The following is a 15,532-nucleotide window of genomic DNA, read 5'->3' as shown; positions in this document are numbered from 1 at the left end:
GCCCCGAAATCGCCCTTCGCAGTTCTTCGTATCAGGTGAGGTACGAAGAACCCGAACTGACAATGGCGACAAGCGCGACGTCAGGCTCGCGGTGCTCACCAGGAATCACGAAGACTTCGCGTCGGCGGCGTTGCGCGGCGCGCACCAACGCCATGCGGCCTTCGGCGCGGCGACAGTCTCGACGGTGCGGCGCCACCAGAGTTCGCCGCGATGGGGGGCGCCCAGATCAAGCCGTTCGCCCATGCGGGGCGTCGACAGCGCAACACCGCGCGCGAGGGCCAAGCCCGTCACCCTTTCGAACGGCTCCTGCCAGCGATGCATGGCGAGGTCGAAGGTGCCGTTGTGAATCGGCACGAGCCTGCGGCCGCGCAGATCGATGTGCGCCTGCACGGTTTCTTCGGGCTGCATGTGAACGTACGGCCACTGCGCGTCGTACGCGCCCGTTTCGACCAGCGTGATGTCGAATGGCCCAAGGCGCTCGCCGATCGTCTGGAAGCCGTCGAAGTAGCCTGTGTCGCCGCTGAAGAACACGCGCAGATCATGGTCGACGATCACCCACGACGCCCATAGCGTGCTGTTGCCGTCGAACAGACTACGGCCGGAAAAATGCTGCGCGGGCGTAGCGGTGAACTCCATGCCGTCGACCTCGATGCCTTGCCACCAGTCGAACTGCCGCACCTTCGAAGCGTCGATGCCCCATTCGATCAAGCGGTCGCCGACGCCGAGCGGTGTCAGAAAAAGGGCGGTGCTCTGCGCAAGCGCGAGCACGGTTTCGCGATCGAGGTGGTCGTAGTGGTCGTGCGACAGGATCACGCCTCGCAGCGGCGGCAAATCGGCAAGCGCGATTGGCGGCGCATGAAAGCGCTTCGGGCCGAGGCGCCGGAACGGAGACGCACGCTCGGCGAACACGGGGTCGGTCAGCCAGAACTGGCCGCGCAGCTTCATCAGCAGCGTCGAATGACCGAGCCGGTAGAGGCTGCGGTCGGGCGCGGCATCGAGCTGAGCGCGCGTCAGCGCATCGACGGGCAACGCGTCCGTCGGCACCGTGTCGCGTGGCTTGTTCAACAGCACGTTCCACACGATGCCGAGCGTCTTGCGCAGGCCTTCGGCGGGACGCGGCTTGACGTTGCGAAAGCGTTCGCCATCGTGCTGCGGCGAGTGGCTGGACAGCGCGCGGCCACGCTGCGTAGCGGTTACGCCGAGCACGCGACTGACAAGAGCAGGAAGCGACGTCATGAGGTAGGCCGTCCGGAAAGAAATGTACACTCGGCAGTGTAGTTTATTTTCGAGAAAAGTAAACTGCCCGGTGTAAAATCCTGTCATGGATCCAAGTGCCACTCACCAACGCCTGACTGACCGCAAGCGGGTCGCTATCGTCGGCGCCGCGATTGAGGAATTCCTCGCGGCCGGTTACGACGCGACTAGCATGGACCGTATCGCCGCCCGCGCGAACGTCTCGAAACGTACGGTCTATAACCATTTCCCGAGCAAGGAAGTCCTTTTCGCGGCGATTCTCCATCAACTGTGGGACGCGAGCCAGAGCGGCGATGCGCCCGCCTACCGCGCCGACGAACCGTTGCGCGCGCAGTTGCTCGACCTTTTGGGCCGCAAGCTCCGGCTGCTGAACGACGAGTCCTTCTTGTCGCTTGCACGTGTGGCGATCGCGGCCGGTATCCATTCGCCGGAGCGCGCGCGGGACATGGTCGCCCGCCTCGGCGAACGCGAGGAAGACCTGACCGTGTGGATCCGGGCGGCCGTCGCAGATGGCCGCCTCAAGACCGCCGATCCGCTCTTCGCAGCGCTGCAGTTGCAGGCGTTGGTGAAGGCGTTTGCGTTCTGGCCGCAGGTGACGATGGGCCAGGCGCCGCTCGGCGAACAGGAGCAAAGGCAGGTCGCGGAATCGGCCGCTGACATGTTTCTCGCACGCTATGCGTGAGTGGGCGTCTGGGCTTGTGCTCGCGAGCGCCGCGCGCGTACGAAGCCGGTATGAGCGCCCGAGGGCATAGGAGGCGAAGCGGGTTTGCTGTGGATGGCGTCCATGTCGATCGATAGGGGATGAGCGCGGTGCCCCGCTGGCTGTGCGAACGTTGGTCAGGCTGCACGGAACATGCCCGGATCGAGCCTTTCCAGGACGTTGCCGAATTGATGCGCTTGCCGAACCGATAGGACCACCGCATTATTGGCGCCGTGAGGGCGCAAAGGTCTATGCCGATCAGGACCAACCCAAGCGAAGACCCGATTTGGAAGAGCGGATTCAATGGACGAAGGCGAGAAATTGAAGCGCGCGGTTTCATGGCTCCGTGAGGCAGACGGTCTGCTCGTCACGGCCGGTGCCGGCATGGGGGTGGACTCGGGCCTACCCGATTTTCGGGGCGCGGAGGGATTCTGGCGAGCCTATCCGGCGCTCAGAGCTCATCGATTGACGTTCCAGGACATGGCAAACCCGCGAGCATTGGCCAGCTCTCCCGAACTCTGCTGGGGATTCTATGGTCACCGGCTCCAGCTCTATCGGCGCACCGTGCCTCACAATGGTTTCCAGATACTGCGTCGTTGGGCTGAAAATATGCCGGGCGGCGCAGCGGTTTTCACGAGTAATGTCGACGGTCAATTCCAGAAAGCCGGCTTTCATGAGGGACGCGTAGCGGAATGCCACGGCTCCATCCACATGATGCAGTGCTCGGAATTCTGTACCGATGCGATATGGTCGGCGCAAGCATTTGAACCCGTTGTCGACGAGGCTAACTGTCGTCTGCTTGGCGATCTGCCGACCTGTCCGCACTGTGGAGCCATCGCGCGGCCCAACATTCTCATGTTCGGGGATTTTGACTGGGTCGCTCTGCGCACGGAAGCGCAGGAGTCGCGCTTGTATGCGTGGCTCGCTTCGGTCGAACGACCTGTCGTCATAGAAATCGGAGCTGGCAAGACCATCCCCACCGTTCGTCATTTCAGCGAGCGCGTCGGCTCTCACATCATCAGAATCAATCCCAAGGATCCGGGCATTGCGTCCCATCGCGGAATCGGCTTCGCAAGCGGAGCGCTCGAAACGCTCGAACTGCTGGACGATGCCTTGAGCAACGGCTAGGCGGCGGATATCGCGGCTCTCATGTGCGGCCATTGGCGAATTCGACCGTTCGTCATTGGCCGCACGTCAAACGCTAACAGCCATGGGGATGTACGGCTGTCTGGGTCGAACTGAGCCGGCCTCTGTGATAAACGTGTGCTCGGACTTCGTCCGCCCGTGAGCGCAGCCTGCCCAGCGTTTGCACTGCCGCTCACGCTTGTGCCTGGAAAATCAGATTGAACGGCGTTTGCGTTGCTCGCCGGAAGCGGGTGAAGCCACCTGCGCTCACTACTTCCCTCAGCCGGGCTTCTCCGGCTTGAGCACCCAACGCCCTTCTGCCTTCCTGGGCCAACGACGCTCCGGTGCAGAACATCGTAGATCCCGAATAGAACACCCGCCCGACAGGATTCAGATTGTCTTCCAGGCGGTCATGCGCGAAGGGCTCGACGATCATCCACGAACCATCGGGCTTGAGTGACTGCAACACGTGTGCGGCGGCGCTCGTCGGGTCGCCCATGTCGTGCAGGCAGTCGAAGAACGCGACGAGGTCGTAATCTGTTCCGGGGTATTGCTGTGCGCTGGCTACTTCGAACGAAATGCGATCGCCGACGCCCGCTTCACGGGCGCACTCTCGCGCCCTCTGGATGGACGGCTCGTGATAGTCAAAGCCGACGAATGTCGCGTCCGGAAACGCCTGCGCCATCAGAATCGTCGACGCGCCGTGGCCGCAACCAACGTCGGCGACTTTCGCGCCATGCCCTTTGAGAATCGCTTCAACGCCTTCGAGTGCCGGAATCCATTCATTGACCAGATGTGCCGCGTAGCCCGGACGAAAGAACCGCTCGGTGCCCTTGAACAGCGATGGATGATGCTGATGCCATCCCACTCCAAGGCCTGTGCGGAAAGCTGCTTCGAGTTTGGGCAAGGCGCGGAACATCGCTTCGGCGCAGTCGCAGAAGCCCGGGATGAAAGTCGGGCTGCTCTCGTCGGCAAAGCACCTCGCCATTTCGTTTTCGAGCTGGTACCGGGCGCTCGCCGCATCGTAACTGAGGAAGCCCGACGCAGCCTGCGCCGCGAGCCATTCGCGGACGTATCGTTCGGCCAGACCTGCGCGTTCGGCGACCTGCTCGGAGGTCATCCAACCCCGTTCGCTCATCGCCTTGTACAGACCCAGCCTGTCGCCCAGTGCGATGAGCGGCGCGGATGCCACGGCACCGAACTCGCCGACCATGCGCGCCATGAAGTCCTCTACTTTCTGCTCGTCGTAGTGCATGTGCAGCCTCCGTGACGAAAGCAGGTTAAATCTGACCAAATCAAGCGCGCGGTGTAGACAATATGCCGACTTCGCGCAGGGAAAGTATAGGCAAAGGAAAGGTGGACGAAAGCCCAAATGCATGGGTGTGGGCAGCAGAGTTCTTGACCGCATAGAATTGACGGCAACGACGAGGCTTCCGCGTACACCCCATGGCAGGAAATAACTGGATCGATATACGCAAGGACAAGAGCACGGAAATCGAAATCCTTCGTGCGCATTTCGAGGGTCATGCCTACGATCCACATTGGCACGACACCTATCTTCTCGGCTATACCGAACACGGCATCCAGCAATTCGACTGCCGCCGCACCCGCGTTACCAGTACACCGGGTAAAGTCTTTATGCTCGAACCGGGCGACATCCACGACGGACACGCACCGTCGGAAGGCGGGTTCACCTATTCGATGCTGTATCTCAAACCGGAGTGGCTGACGCGCGAACTCCGGGCATGGTCCAGTGAAGCGCCGCAATCGGGCGCCCCTTCTTTCCCGCAAACCCTTGTCGACGATGTCTTGCTCGTCAGGGCAACTGCGACTGTGTTTCGCGCACTGCATACGCAAGAAATGCACGTCGTGCGGCAGGCTGCAATCGATGTGTTACTCGAACGCCTTAGCCACCATCTCGACTGGCGCATACGCTGCGAACGCGGGCCTAAGCTCCTGGGTGTCGCACATCGCGCGCGCGAATATCTACATGCCCATGTCGAAGATGACATCGGACTGGACCATCTGGCGGCTGCCTGCGCAGTGGATCGGTTCCGGCTATCACGCGCGTTCAAGAGCTGTTTTGGACTGGCGCCGCACGCTTATCTGATTCAACTGCGTCTGACCAAGGCGCGTCAGCTGCTTGCACTCGGCGCGCTGCCAGCGGATGTTGCACATTCGCTGTGCTTTTCCGACCAGAGTCACCTTGGACGCTGGTTCCGGCGTGCGTATGGACTGACGCCGGCGCACTACAGCAAACGTTGCACAAATCTTCCAGACTGCGCGAGGAAAGTGAACTAGTCTTGCCGGGAACGACCCCGTCAGTCTTCTCGGAACGTCGGGTCCGCGAGGCGATGCTTGCCGACGTGCCCACATGTCGCACAGTGTCCGCTCTCGCTTTGCGTGTCTGATACGGTGAGGAAATGGAACTGATGGAATTTGAAACTAAAGTGGCGATCGTGGTGCGTGAGGATCTGGCATCGTGGCAAAAATTGAACGTCACCGCTTTTTTGGCGACCGGAATAGCAGCGGCCGCGCCTGATGCGATTGGAAAGCCTTACGAAGATGCGAACGGGCGAAAATACGCCGCATTGCTCGGCCAACCGATGATGATCCATACAGGTGATCTTTCCGGTTTGCAAAGGGCGTTCCAGCAAGGTCACCAACGAGAACTCATGATGGCCGTCTATGTGACAGCAATGTTTTCGACCGGTAATGACGACGACAATCGCGCCGCGTTTAGCACCGAGCCGGCTGACCAGCCCGATCTGGTTGGAGTCGCTTTACGTGGACCGAGAAAGATGGTTGATAAGGCGGTGAAGGGATTAATGCTGCATCCGTGAGCAGAACTACTCGTTAAACGGGTAACTCGACAGCGTCAGTGGTCGTCGCGCATCTGGAACGATGCCCCGGCTTCGACTGCCTGACGCCGCGCTCAAGCGCTCCTCGACGGCACCAGTCCGTCGCCGCGGTTGACGCTGCACTGAACCGCCCAGCGGCCGCCGAGGGCGGGCGCGATGTAGCCGATCTTTTCCACGGGTTGTCTGGTAATCGGATGGCGTCCGCTGAATTCGATCCACCCGCCGCCTTGATCGACCGCGCGCCAACTGGCCTCGCGGATCGCGGATTGGTCGTCGCCCGGCAGCGCCTCGTTGCGCAGCTTGCCGGCCTTGCCCGGATCGGAGCCAAAGGCGCGGAAATAGTCGTCGCGGTCCGCGACCACGATGTAAAGATCGCGATCGTGAAAGCCGCCCTGCGGGTCGTGAAATCGGCGCACTGCGCTTTCCGGCCCCTCAGTGTCGACCAGTCGAGCGGCACGCTCCGCCATCGCTCTGGCTTCCTCCGCACAGCCCTGTCGAAGCCGGATGTATTTCACTCCATCACTCAGTCGATCGGCCCGTGCCTGCATCAGACTCGCGGTTTCCACCGACCCGCCGACCATCTGGCCATTGCGCTGCGTGATGTCGTCCAGCACCTCGACCGCTTGCGCGATCTCCTGCAGGCCGGTGGTCTGCTCGTTGCTCGAGCGTGCAACGTCGCGCAGCAAAGCGGCCACTTCGCTGACCGCGCCGACCGCGCGCGCCAGCAAATTCCTGCTGCCTTCAATGGCCTGCACCCCGTCGGTCACCTCGTCGCGAGAATGCTGGATCAGCTTCTTGACTTCGGCCGCCGCTTGCGCGGAGCGCTGCGCCAATGCCCGCACTTCGGCGGCGACGACGGCAAACCCGCGGCCGGAGTCGCCGGCCCGTGCGGCTTCCACTGCGGCATTCAACGCAAGGATATTGGTCTGAAAGGCGATGCCGTCGATCACACCGAGTATTTCCCCCATCTCGCGTGAACGCTGCTCGATGCGCTCGATGCTTTCGACGGAAGCGCGCACCGCCGCCTGGCCCGCGACCGCATCTGCATGCGCACGAGAGGACTGCTCATCGGCTTGCTGCGTCTGATCGGTGTTGTAGCGCACGGCCTCCAGCAAGGCCTGGAGCGAAGCACGGGTCTCCTCCAGGCTGGCAGCCTGCGATTCGGTCCGCTGCGACAGCAGGGTCGTCTGTTGGGTGGCCTGGGCTGCGCCCATGGCGATCAGTTCGGCTTCACTGCGGATGCGCGCTACCATCTGCGACAACTGGTAGGCAAGCAGGCGGCCCTGTTCGCCCAGCGCAGCCATTTCGTCGCGCCCGGGCAAACATACGTCGCGCACCAGGTCGCCGTCGCACAGCGCATTCAACTGCGCCCGCAAGGTCGAGATTGCATGGCTCAGGCCTGCCCCGAAGAGGCCAAAAATGACAAGGAACTGCGCCAGTCCCAATGCGGCGCCGTAACTGCCGTACCAGCGGGCCGCCGTGATGGCGCCGATGGCGCTGAGCGCGGCAATCGTCCACTGTACCCGCAGGTTCCAGCGGCGCAATGCCGACCTGAGCGGGAGAGAGGGGGAGGGTGCGTGGGGGAGGCCGGCGGTAACGCGCGGCGTCTCTTTATAGGTTGACATGGATATTGCCCCACCGTATTTGGGCTTTCGCCTTCGATCGCAGCCCAGGTCCATGGCGTGCAATCCGAGAGCACGTCGCTCACGTGCGTGTTCTTCTGTTTCAGGAGACGCCTCCGTCAGCGAGGTTGTCACGGAATGCATGGCTCCGGCAACCTCCGTCTCCTTGAAATTCGCTGTGCGGAGTACTCTCTGCAAGGACCGAGCTAGCGCGGCGATTGTGCCACGGATGGAGTAGCACGGTTATCGCAAATGCCCTCATTTCACTTCTATTCTATTTATCGGGCGGCTTCGCTCCGGCGTGTCGTGGGACGCCAGAACGTCGACAGCGATACAACGCAGCTCAGATGCCGTGGTGCGACTCATGCGTGAGCGTGGCGTGCCTGTAGTCCATAGGCAAATCGTTCGCTTCGCACCATTTCAATCGCGCGCCACAGCAGCGTCGCCCAGTCTCAATCAAAGGCCTTGTCGTTGGGCGCTGCGTACAGCTTTTCCAGCGCTTCGCTCATGGGGAAATCGAAATTGATGCCTTTCGGCGGCACTGGCTTCATGAACCACTTGCTGTACATGGCTTTAATATCGCCGCTTTTCATGGCGCGAACCATGACGTCGTCAACCAGCTTCTTGAATTCCGGGTCGTCTTTGCGAAGCATGAAACCATACGCTTCGGACGACTGAGGCGTTCCCACAATGACCCAGTCAGCGGGCCGTGCCGTCAGCGAGCGCGCGCCGGCAAGCAGGACGTCGTCCATCATGTATGCCACGGCCCGGCCGGTTTCGAGCGTGACACGGCCTTCGCCGTAATCCTTCGCGCTGATGATTTGCATATTCATCTTTTTCTCCTCGTTCATCTTCCTGAGGAGACGCTCGGACGTGGTTCCCTGGTTAGTCACCACGGTCTTTCCGGCAAGGTCCTCAAAATCTTTGACGCCCGAGTCTTTGCGCGTAAGCAGACGCGTCGTGGCAACGAAGAACGTGTCGGAAAACGCGACCTGGTTCTGCCGGGACGTCAGGTTCGTCGTCACACCGCATTCGAGGTCGACGGTGCCGTTCTGAACGAGCGGAATGCGGTTCTGCGAGGTAACCGGTACGAAGCGTACGTGCAGATCGGGGTGGCTGGTTTTGGCTTTTACCGCATCGATGATCTTGTTGCAAAGATCCTGGGAAAATCCGATCACCTGGTTGTTCGCATCAACGTAAGAAAACGGCACCGACGTTTCGCGGTGACCGATCGAAATCGAATTCCCGCCCTGGACTTTTGCCAAGGTCGACTGCGCCTCCTGTGCTGAAGCGGTAGTCGAAACAACTGCAAAAGTCGCGAGGGCAATCAGCAGCCTGTGTTTCATAGCAATTTCCCCATCGTAGAGAACGAGTTTCGGTGCGTGTGCGCAATTGTTGTGATACATATGTTGCCAGAAAAATATTAAATGCAACATATGTTAACTACTGATGTGGGACACATGGGGCGTGGACGGTATGTGCTCGGGGCGGGGGAACACTAAATGCTACGTCGGTCGATTGAGTCGCACAGGGGCGCAAAAGCAGCCGCGCGACCCCACACATAGACCGATAGGAGACAACAATATGAGCACGCGGCCCACCAATCCGCCCGATCGCGCCCGCCGGAAAATTCTCGCCGCGCTTGCAAGCTCTGTCGCGTTGTCGGCTTGCGGTGGAGGTGGCGGCGTGTCCGGGTCAGGCGGGTCGACGAATCCGGTGATCGGCTCAGTCCCGCCGGATCGCGCAAATCTCCCGCGTCCTCAATTGCCCGATCCGACGAATTCCGGTATCGACCATATCGTGCTCGTCACGATGGAAAACCGGTCCTTCGATCATCTGCTGGGCTGGGTGCCAAACGCCGAGAGCGCGCAGACAGGGCGCACATTTACCGATGCGTTCGGCGCAACCCACGCGTCGTTTGCGCTCACTGCAGATCCGGCCTATGGATTCCAGGGCTGCGCATTTGCGGACCCGAATCACGCGTACGATGCCGGCCGCGTCCATCTGGCAAACGGCGCGATGAACGGCTTTCTGCGGACAGTGGGCACGAGCCTCACGCCCGGCGACTTGTTGCCAATCGGCTATTTCCGGTCCGCGGATCTCGACTTTTATCGGGGCGCTGTCGCGCAATACACTGTTTGCGATTACTACATGAGCGGCATTCTCGCCGATACCTACCCGAACCGGATCTACCTGCATAGCGGTGAAACGGATCGTCTCGCCGACACGCTCGACTCGTCGTCGTTACCGACCATCTGGGATCGGCTCGATGCGAAGAATGTTTCGTCGACCTATTATTTCCACGACGTGCCGTTCACGGCGCTCTATGGAACCCGATATGTCGGACGCTCGAAGCTGTTTGCCGAGTTCCTGACCGATGCCGCCGCTGGCCTGCTGCCGTCGTTCTGTGTGGTCGATCCGAGTTTCGGCAGTGAATCACAGGGGACGTCGAACGACGACCACCCGCATGCCGACGTGCGCAACGGCCAAGTGCTGTTGGGACAGATCTACGATGCACTGCGCACAAGCCCGAACTGGAGCAAGACGCTCTTGATCGTCGTCTATGACGAGTGGGGTGGCTTCATGGAACATGTCGCGCCGCCGGTGAGGCCAGTGTCGGCCGCCGAAAGTGCCGTGGGCAACGACGGGCGACTCGGCTTTCGCGTGCCCTGCATGTTGCTCGGACCGCGTGTGCGTGCGAACAGTGTTTCGCGCTATCCGTTCGATCCCAGTTCGATCCACCAATTGCTTGCATGGCGCTTCGGGCTCGACCCGCTCGGCGTCCGGGGAAGCGACCCGGGAACCTTCAACCTGGCGTATGCGTTGGATCTGGCTGACGCGCCACGCACCGACGCGCCCGCCATCTCCGTCGCGCAGGGACTGTTCGGCGTTGCGTGTTCGACCTCGGCGGCCAGCGTCGTGACCGGCATTGCACAACTGGATAAGAGTCAGGTCACGCCGGGCGGCGCCGTCTCCGATACGGCAGTGAGCCCGGCGGGCGGCCGTTTCGCGGAGCTGAGAACGAAGGCTGACGCTCTTGGCTTTCCAAATCCGAAGTAAACAGTGTCGAGCGTGACCCGCTGCATTCCCTCCGGCTTTGACGGTCGCCACCCCGTTAATATGGATCATGCAGCAAGAGCACATAAACGATGACCGGCCGAAAGTTCTCCGATGAAAGCCTTTGCGGCAGGATGCAATTAAACTGCAACCAGGTAGAGCGGAAACCGGTATACCGAATGTTTGAATTCTCCGAAGGCAATCCGATGGAACGTTCCGATTACGCGCGTGAAGATACAGGCAATCTGGTGCTGCTGGAGCACGTCAACCTCACGATACCGGACCAGCGTTTGGCGACTGCATTCTATGTCAGCGGACTTGGGCTCACGCGTGATCCCTATCTGATGACCGGCGTGACCAATATGTGGATCAACATCGGTCGTTCGCAGATTCACTTGCCGCACGGCGACGCACAGCGACTGCGTGGGCACATCGCGCTCGTCGTGGGCGAGCGCCAATCGCTACTCGCACGGCTGCGCGAAGTCAGGCCAGCGCTCGACGGAACCGCGTTCGGATGGACCGAGCGAGCCGGCCGGGTAGAGGTCACCTGCCCATGGGGAAACCGTTACGACTGCCTCGATGCGGATGCGTATCAGGCGAACGTTCCGTGGTCGGGCATCGATCTCGGCGTCGCTTATGTGCAACTCGATGTGCCGGCCGGCTGCGCGGGGTCGATTGCCGATTTTTACCGCGAGATGCTCAATGCGTCCGTTGAGGTCCGCGACCACAACGGTTTGCAGCAGGCGGTAATCGCGGTCGGGACGCATCAGCAACTTGTCTACGCAGAAACGCTCGCGGCAATCCCGGAATACGATGGGCATCACATCCAGATCTATATCGCAAACTTCTCTGAACCCTACACACGGCTTGCCGAGCGCGAGCTGACCTATGGCGAGGAACCTCATCAATACCGCTTCGCCGACGTCATCGATCCGGTGAGCGGCGCGCACTGCTTCAGGCTCGAACATGAGATACGTAGTCTGCACCATCCGCTCTATGCGCGAGCGCTGGTGAACCGGAATCCAGATCAGAGTAACCGGAACTACCGCAGGGGAGCCGACGTGCGCAGCGGTGTGTTCTAGCCGGCGTGCACACCGGCCCGGCTTCATCGTTCACGACAACGATGCCTGTCCTCCGCAGCCAGCCTGCAAACTCATCAATGCGAGAGGTTCATTTACCTCTTCGCATCGCCTTCGCTCGGGTCTGATAGCGAGGCAATCGCCTACGCAGCAACATGCAGATCACGAGTTCTGCATCAATCGATGGCCGGCCAATTGAACTGTATAACTGCGCGACATACGGGCATGGAGTACGGCTCGCCGCGCATTCCCATTCCCATGCCGTCACTGAAAGATGCGACATGCTTTCAGCGCGGCATCGCTCGTAATGACACCTACTGCGGGATTGCGCTGTGATGGGCCGAAGCGGCAATTTCTTGTCCAGCGAGCGCGAGCAGGCGATTCGTCGGGCCATTATTTCTATTGTGCCGACAAGTTTCTTACGAAATCAGTGGAAAAACGCCATAAATGGAAGAAAATCGTATTAACTGAAGTAATGATGCAGGAAAGTCATTGTTTGTAGATTGTATGGTTAACACCAATTTATACATAAACGAACAAAAAGGAACATTCATTTCGTTGTTTTGAACTGCTTTCAGAAAAATAGGGGCACGCTTGGCCCTCCGGTCAGGCGATCGAGAATTGCCGGGAAAGTCAACCGCAAACGGCGCTTGTTACGCATCACACCTGTGCCGCGTCAGGCACCCGCAGCACCGGAGACGCACCAGAACAAAGGAGAGCGATTTGGTCTTGGAACTGGAGCGGGTGACAGTCGTTTCGGGCGCCCAGACGCATCTATACGGCGTCGACCTGCGGCTTGTCCCCGGCGCGATCAACGTGCTGCTCGGGCCGACGCAAGCCGGCAAGACCACCCTGATGCGCGTGATGGCCGGCCTCGACCGCCCGGCTACCGGCCGCGTGCTCGCCGACGGCAACGACGTGACCGGCGTCAGCGTCAGGCAGCGCAACCTCGCAATGGTCTATCAGCAGTTCATCAACTATCCGGCGATGACGGTGTTCGACAACATCGCGTCACCGCTGAAGCTGCAAAAGACGCCCGCCGGCGAAGTCGAACGGCGCGTACACGAAGTCGCCGCCAAACTCCATATCGACCATCTTCTGCAACGGCGCCCGTGGGAGCTGTCCGGCGGCCAGCAGCAGCGCTGCGCGCTTGCGCGGGCGCTGGTCAAGCGGTCGTCACTGGTGTTGCTCGACGAACCGCTCGTCAATCTCGACTACAAGCTACGCGAAGAATTGCGCGTCGAACTGTCGGCGCTGTTCGCGGACGGCAAAACCACTGTCGTCTACGCGACGACCGAGCCGCTCGAAGCGCTGCTGCTCGGCGGCTATACGGCGATCGTCGACAGGGGGCGCGTGCTGCAATACGGCCCGACGCTCGATGTGTACAACGCGCCCGCCAATGTCGACGTCGCAGCCGTCTTCAACGATCCGCCGATGAACATGCTTGTCAGCGATCTCACCGCCGACGGCACCGCGCGCCTGCCAATCGGCATCGACGTGCCGCTCGAACGGGCCAGCGCCCGTGCCGTCGGCAGGAGCGACACGTGCCACATCGGCATCCGCCCCGGCCATCTGCGACTCGCACCCCAGACGCAGCGCTCCGTCGCGGTGCCGTGCCGGCTCGAACTGGCCGAATTGAGCGGCTCCGAAACTTACCTGCATCTGCACACGCGGCAAGGCGGCGTCGATCTGGTCGCGCAACTGCAAGGCGTGCATCAGATCGATCTCGGCACGCAACTCGACGTGTACATCGACCCCGACGAACTGTTCGTGTTCGGCGCGGACACGAAGCTGCTGTCCGGCCCGGAGGCCGCTCATGGCGCGCATTGAATTCCAGAATCTCGCGCACGCGTATGCACCCAACCCCGCCACGCTCGACGACTACGCGTTGCAACCGATGAACATGGTCTGGGAAGACGGCGGCGCGTATGCGTTGCTCGGGCCGTCCGGTTGCGGCAAGTCCACGCTGCTCAACATCGTGTCGGGTCTCGTCAGGCCGTCGGAAGGCAAGGTGCTGTTCAATGGCAGCGACATTACCGCGATGAGCCCGCGCGAACGCAACATCGCGCAGGTGTTCCAGTTCCCGGTGATCTACGACACGATGAGCGTGTTCGACAACCTCGCGTTTCCACTGCGCAACCGGAAAATGCCGGCGCGCGACGTGAATCAGCGCGTTCACGAAGTGGCGGAGATTCTCGACATGACGCGCGAGTTGCCGCGAAAGGCGAACAATCTGTCGGCGGATGCCAAGCAGAAGATCTCGCTCGGGCGCGGTCTCGTACGCAAGGATGTCGCCGCGATTCTGTTCGACGAACCGCTGACCGTGATCGATCCGCATATGAAGTGGGTCCTGCGCCGTCAGTTGAAGAAGATTCATCAGCAACTGAAGCTGACGCTGATCTACGTGACGCACGATCAGGTCGAGGCACTGACCTTCGCGGATGAAGTCGTCGTGATGACGAACGGCCGCGTGGTGCAGAAAGGCGGTCCAGAAGCGCTGTTTTTGCGTCCCGATCATGCGTTCGTCGGCTACTTCATCGGCAGTCCGGGGATGAATCTCTGCCCGGTCGATCTGGACTCCGGCAGTCTGAAAATCGGCACGCAGCACCTGCAACTGGACCCGCATACGCTCGCTACGCTGAAGCACGCAGGCGGCACGCTGACGCTCGGCATTCGCCCGGAGTTCGTGCGCATAGCGGACGAGAGCCAATCTGGCGCGGTGCAAGCCCACGTGGTGCGCGTGCAGCAACTGGGCAATTACCAATTGGTCACCGCGCAATGCGACGGCCACATCTTCCGGGCCAAAGTCGAACCGCATCGGCGTGTTGGCGAAGGCGCCGTCTGGTTGAAGCTCGCCGTTCCAGAAACCGTGTTCTTCAGCAACGACGAAAGGATCGCGCGATGAACAAGCCCGTCAACCAGAAAGCCTGGCTACTGGTCGTACCGGTGTTCATCTGCGTCGCGTTTTCGGCGATCTTGCCGCTGATGACGGTGGTCAATTATTCGGTGCAGGACATCATCAGCCCAACGCAACATGTGTTCGTCGGCACCGAGTGGTTTCGCGCGATTATCAATGACGACGACCTGCGCGGCGCGCTCGGGCGGCAGATCATCTTCTCCGCGTGCGTGCTGCTGTTCGAAATCCCGCTCGGCGTCGGCCTTGCGCTGGCGATGCCCGCGTCCGGATGGCGTGCGTCGGCCTCGCTGGTCGTGCTTGCCATGCCGCTCTTGATTCCGTGGAACGTGGTCGGCACGATCTGGCAGATTTTCGGGCGGCCGGATATCGGTCTACTCGGTTATGCGTTGAATCGCGCGGGGATCGAATATAACTATACGGCCAGTCCCGCCGCCGCGTGGATCACGGTGCTCGTGATGGACATCTGGCATTGGACGCCGCTCGTCGCGCTGCTCTGCTATGCGGGTTTGCGCGCGATTCCCGACGCGTTCTATCAGGCCGCCGAAATCGACGGCGCAAGCCGCTTCGCGGTGTTCCGTTACATCGAACTGCCGAAGATGCGCGGTGTGTTGATGATCGCGGTGCTGCTGCGCTTCATGGACAGCTTCATGATCTACACGGAGCCGTTCGTGCTGACGGGCGGCGGTCCCGGCGATTCGACCACGTTTCTGTCGCAGTACCTGACGCAAAAAGCGGTCGGCCAGTTCGACCTCGGGCCGGCGGCTGCGTTCTCGCTGATCTACTTCCTGATCATCCTGGTGTTGTGTTTCATCCTCTACAACTGGATGGAGCGCGTCGGCAAAGGCGGCGCGGCAACGACAGCAACTATCTTGCCTGGGACCGAAGCGAGCGCTGAAGCGCTGACTCCGGTCGAAACG

Annotated in this window: 12 protein-coding genes and 1 pseudogene; 9 read left to right on the top strand and 4 right to left on the bottom strand. The window is 61.0% G+C overall.

Annotated features, from left to right (window positions below):
* Window positions 1–105: 105 nt before the first annotated feature.
* Window positions 106–1,236: an MBL fold metallo-hydrolase gene (locus FVF58_RS17490; RefSeq protein ID WP_149671122.1), complete on the bottom strand. Its 1,131-nt coding sequence runs from the start codon at window positions 1,234–1,236 to the stop codon at window positions 106–108.
* A gap of 85 nt (window positions 1,237–1,321) precedes the next feature.
* Between FVF58_RS17490 and FVF58_RS17485 the strand changes: the two genes are divergently transcribed.
* Both FVF58_RS17485 and FVF58_RS17480 read left to right on the top strand, forming a co-directional pair.
* The gene (locus FVF58_RS17485; protein WP_149671121.1) at window positions 1,322–1,936 is read left to right on the top strand and encodes a TetR/AcrR family transcriptional regulator; all 615 of its coding nucleotides are present in this window, start codon (window positions 1,322–1,324) and stop codon (window positions 1,934–1,936) included.
* Between the two features lie 321 nt (window positions 1,937–2,257).
* Window positions 2,258–3,082 (top strand): SIR2 family NAD-dependent protein deacylase, encoded by an 825-nt coding sequence (locus FVF58_RS17480; RefSeq protein ID WP_149671120.1) that lies wholly within the window; start codon window positions 2,258–2,260, stop codon window positions 3,080–3,082.
* 190 nt (window positions 3,083–3,272) lie between these two features.
* Here the strand turns inward: FVF58_RS17480 and FVF58_RS17475 are convergent, their stop codons facing one another.
* On the bottom strand, window positions 3,273–4,334 hold the full coding sequence (locus tag FVF58_RS17475; protein ID WP_149671119.1) for a class I SAM-dependent methyltransferase: 1,062 nt from the start codon (window positions 4,332–4,334) through the stop codon (window positions 3,273–3,275).
* 191 nt (window positions 4,335–4,525) lie between these two features.
* Here FVF58_RS17475 and FVF58_RS17470 point away from each other — a divergent pair, with 191 nt between their 5' ends.
* Both FVF58_RS17470 and FVF58_RS17465 read left to right on the top strand, forming a co-directional pair.
* Window positions 4,526–5,380, top strand: a complete 855-nt coding sequence (locus FVF58_RS17470; protein ID WP_149671118.1) for an AraC family transcriptional regulator — start codon at window positions 4,526–4,528, stop codon at window positions 5,378–5,380.
* A gap of 131 nt (window positions 5,381–5,511) precedes the next feature.
* Window positions 5,512–5,922, top strand: coding sequence for a DUF2000 domain-containing protein (locus tag FVF58_RS17465; RefSeq protein ID WP_149671172.1), 411 nt, complete (start codon window positions 5,512–5,514; stop codon window positions 5,920–5,922).
* 92 nt (window positions 5,923–6,014) lie between these two features.
* On the opposite strand, the gene FVF58_RS17460 is transcribed toward FVF58_RS17465, so the two are convergent.
* Window positions 6,015–7,565 carry a methyl-accepting chemotaxis protein gene (locus tag FVF58_RS17460; protein ID WP_188130850.1) on the bottom strand — a complete coding sequence of 517 codons (1,551 nt, stop codon included), beginning with the start codon at window positions 7,563–7,565 and terminating at the stop codon, window positions 6,015–6,017.
* Between the two features lie 449 nt (window positions 7,566–8,014).
* Window positions 8,015–8,908, bottom strand: coding sequence for a glutamate/aspartate ABC transporter substrate-binding protein (locus FVF58_RS17455; protein ID WP_149671116.1), 894 nt, complete (start codon window positions 8,906–8,908; stop codon window positions 8,015–8,017).
* A 238-nt stretch (window positions 8,909–9,146) separates the two neighbouring features.
* Here FVF58_RS17455 and FVF58_RS17450 point away from each other — a divergent pair, with 238 nt between their 5' ends.
* The 5 genes and pseudogenes from FVF58_RS17450 to FVF58_RS17430 all read left to right on the top strand — a co-directional run.
* Window positions 9,147–10,622: an alkaline phosphatase family protein gene (locus tag FVF58_RS17450; protein WP_149671115.1), complete on the top strand. Its 1,476-nt coding sequence runs from the start codon at window positions 9,147–9,149 to the stop codon at window positions 10,620–10,622.
* 89 nt (window positions 10,623–10,711) lie between these two features.
* Window positions 10,712–11,701 carry a VOC family protein gene (locus FVF58_RS17445; RefSeq protein WP_246217094.1) on the top strand — a complete coding sequence of 330 codons (990 nt, stop codon included), beginning with the start codon at window positions 10,712–10,714 and terminating at the stop codon, window positions 11,699–11,701.
* A gap of 720 nt (window positions 11,702–12,421) precedes the next feature.
* The gene (locus FVF58_RS17440; protein ID WP_149671114.1) at window positions 12,422–13,528 is read left to right on the top strand and encodes an ABC transporter ATP-binding protein; all 1,107 of its coding nucleotides are present in this window, start codon (window positions 12,422–12,424) and stop codon (window positions 13,526–13,528) included.
* Window positions 13,515–14,603, top strand: coding sequence for an ABC transporter ATP-binding protein (locus tag FVF58_RS17435; protein WP_149671113.1), 1,089 nt, complete (start codon window positions 13,515–13,517; stop codon window positions 14,601–14,603). Before FVF58_RS17440 ends, FVF58_RS17435 begins: the two co-directional genes overlap by 14 nt.
* Window positions 14,600–15,469, top strand: a pseudogene (locus FVF58_RS17430) (carbohydrate ABC transporter permease); the annotation flags it as partial. The gene FVF58_RS17435 and the pseudogene FVF58_RS17430, both read left to right, overlap by 4 nt.
* Window positions 15,470–15,532: the final 63 nt, after the last annotated feature.

Source organism: Paraburkholderia panacisoli, assembly GCF_008369935.1.
GTDB classification, from domain to species: domain Bacteria; phylum Pseudomonadota; class Gammaproteobacteria; order Burkholderiales; family Burkholderiaceae; genus Paraburkholderia; species Paraburkholderia panacisoli.
Note: the sequence above shows the minus strand (reverse complement) of the source record. Positions and strands in the feature narration are given on the sequence as shown.

Excerpts from the sequence above, each read along its gene's own strand:
- FVF58_RS17490 (WP_149671122.1), bottom strand. The coding sequence starts at position 1,236 with ATGACGTCGCTTCCTGCTCTTGTCAGTCGCGTGCTCGGCGTAACCGCT.
- FVF58_RS17485 (WP_149671121.1), top strand. The coding sequence starts at position 1,322 with ATGGATCCAAGTGCCACTCACCAACGCCTGACTGACCGCAAGCGGGTC.
- FVF58_RS17480 (WP_149671120.1), top strand. The coding sequence starts at position 2,258 with ATGGACGAAGGCGAGAAATTGAAGCGCGCGGTTTCATGGCTCCGTGAG.
- FVF58_RS17475 (WP_149671119.1), bottom strand. The coding sequence starts at position 4,334 with ATGCACTACGACGAGCAGAAAGTAGAGGACTTCATGGCGCGCATGGTC.
- FVF58_RS17470 (WP_149671118.1), top strand. The coding sequence starts at position 4,526 with ATGGCAGGAAATAACTGGATCGATATACGCAAGGACAAGAGCACGGAA.
- FVF58_RS17465 (WP_149671172.1), top strand. The coding sequence starts at position 5,512 with ATGGAATTTGAAACTAAAGTGGCGATCGTGGTGCGTGAGGATCTGGCA.
- FVF58_RS17460 (WP_188130850.1), bottom strand. The coding sequence starts at position 7,565 with ATGTCAACCTATAAAGAGACGCCGCGCGTTACCGCCGGCCTCCCCCAC.
- FVF58_RS17455 (WP_149671116.1), bottom strand. The coding sequence starts at position 8,908 with ATGAAACACAGGCTGCTGATTGCCCTCGCGACTTTTGCAGTTGTTTCG.
- FVF58_RS17450 (WP_149671115.1), top strand. The coding sequence starts at position 9,147 with ATGAGCACGCGGCCCACCAATCCGCCCGATCGCGCCCGCCGGAAAATT.
- FVF58_RS17445 (WP_246217094.1), top strand. The coding sequence starts at position 10,712 with ATGACCGGCCGAAAGTTCTCCGATGAAAGCCTTTGCGGCAGGATGCAA.
- FVF58_RS17435 (WP_149671113.1), top strand. The coding sequence starts at position 13,515 with ATGGCGCGCATTGAATTCCAGAATCTCGCGCACGCGTATGCACCCAAC.